Origin of the sequence: Streptomyces cinereospinus (assembly GCF_042430725.1) — a bacterium.
In the GTDB taxonomy this organism is placed as follows: domain Bacteria; phylum Actinomycetota; class Actinomycetes; order Streptomycetales; family Streptomycetaceae; genus Streptomyces; species Streptomyces cinereospinus.
Genome location: NZ_JBHMCY010000055.1, coordinates 50,204 through 51,970 on the forward strand (window position 1 = coordinate 50,204; position 1,767 = coordinate 51,970).

At 75.8% G+C, this 1,767-nt stretch carries 1 protein-coding gene and 1 pseudogene; one reads left to right on the top strand and one right to left on the bottom strand.

What is annotated here, in order from left to right; all coding sequences use genetic code 11:
• Positions 1–45: 45 nt before the first annotated feature.
• The gene (locus tag ACFF45_RS25105; RefSeq protein WP_381348718.1) at positions 46–1,272 is read right to left on the bottom strand and encodes a PP2C family protein-serine/threonine phosphatase; all 1,227 of its coding nucleotides are present in this window, start codon (positions 1,270–1,272) and stop codon (positions 46–48) included.
• A 236-nt stretch (positions 1,273–1,508) separates the two neighbouring features.
• Between ACFF45_RS25105 and ACFF45_RS25110 the strand changes: the two are divergent.
• Positions 1,509–1,767: pseudogene (locus ACFF45_RS25110) on the top strand (methylmalonyl-CoA mutase); the annotation flags it as partial.

Here is a 1,767-nt window from a genome sequence, read left to right on the forward strand (position 1 = left end):
CCCGAGGACAGGCGGCGGCACGGCGGCGTCGCGCCCCGGACACCGTCAGACGCCGTACGTCACACCGTCCGCCCCCGGGTGCGGCCGGTGTCGCAGGCGGGCCGCCAGGACGGCCACGTCGTCCTCCGCGTGACCGGCGTCGAGGTCCGCGAGGACGTGGTCGAGGATGGCCTCCACGTCCGCCGAGGCGGTGAAGCGGAGCCTGGCCAGCCGGTCGAGGGACTGGTCGATGTCCTCGCCCCGGTGCTCGACGAGCCCGTCGGTGAACAGCAGCAGGGTCTGGTCGGCGGTCAGCCGGTACGTGGCCGGCTCGTAGCCGCCGAGACCGGTGCCCAGGGGCGGCCCGACCGGCACCGGCAGCAGCGAGGTGTCGCCCGTGCCGTCGATCACGGCAGGCGGCAGGTGGCCGGCGCCGGCCAGCGTCATCTGCCCGCGCACGGCGTCGACACGGACGATCAGGCAGGTGGCCGGCCGGCGCTCGGACTCGCCGGACGCGATGTCGTCGAGCTGGCGCAGCACCCGGTGCGGCGGGAGGTCGGCGGAGGCGATGTAGCGCAGGGCGGACCGGTAGGCGGTCATGTCGACGGCCGCCTCCAGGCCGTGGCCCATCACGTCGCCGACCACCAGCAGCGTCCGCCCGAAGTGCAGCCGTACGGTCTCGCACCAGTCGCCGCCGACCAGGGCCCGCTGCCCCACCGGCAGATAGCGGATGGCCACGTCCAGGTTGGGGTGCGGCCGGCCGGGCTCGGCGAGCAGGGCGCGCTGGAGGTCGCCGACGATCCGGCTGACCCGGTCGTGCTCCCGGGCGTGCCGGATGTGCGAGGCGGCCCGCTCGGCGAGCAGCGCGAGCGCGTCCGCCTCGGCCGGGGTGAAGGGGCCGGTGCCCCGGACGCACACCAGGACGCCGTACCGGTCCTCCCCGCTGGCCAGCGGCACGCAGAGCGCGGGGCCGCGGCGGGCCTGCCCGGCCCGGCACGCCTCCTGCGCGGCCCACCGCACGTCGGGCAGCAGGGCGCGGTCGCCGCTGACCGCCTCGTACGCGCTCCCGCCCTGCTCGGCGCCGCGCCGCAGGACCGCCGCGGTGCCCCCGGTGTGCCCCGGCGGCCACCTCGGTGAGCTCGGCGCAGGTGGTTCCCTCGTCGAGGGTCGTCCCGACCCCGGCCACGGCCGACCGCAGTGCCGCCGGCCGCGGACACGCCGGGGCCCGGAGCCGGCGTGCCCGTACGGCCGACGGCACCGGCCGTCGGAGCTCTTCGGAACGACTGCAGCCATCGCGCCACACAGAACACCTTAAATAGGCTACAAACGGGCACATGGCTCGCGCGCCCTCCCCGCCCCCGGCGGGCGGCGCGCGACGATCGGGCGGCACCGCCCGGGAACAGGGCGTGAGGGCGGTCACACGGCGTGTAGTACGGATTCCGCCACCGCTTCAAGGGCCACCCGGCGAGGGCAAGGTCACAGCCGCGCCCTCTGCTGCTCCTTCGGCCCTCTGGCCTAGCATCCGGAGCATGACGGTCCTGCCCGACGACGGGCTTACTCTGGCCGCCGAGTTCTCCGACGCGACCCGTGAGCAGTGGCAGCGCCTAGTGGCGGGCGTACTGCGAAAGTCGGGCAAGGACGTCGAGGACGCGGCCGCCGAGGACGCCCTGTCCACCACGCTGGAGGACGGACTGCGCGTCCGCCCCCTGTACACCGCCCACGATGCCGCACCTGATGCCGGCCTTCCCGGTTTCGCGCCCTTCGTACGGGGTGCCCGGGCCGAGGGGA

Coding starts and splice junctions, on each gene's coding strand:
- ACFF45_RS25105 (WP_381348718.1), bottom strand. CDS start 1,272: ATGGCTGCAGTCGTTCCGAAGAGCTCCGACGGCCGGTGCCGTCGGCCG.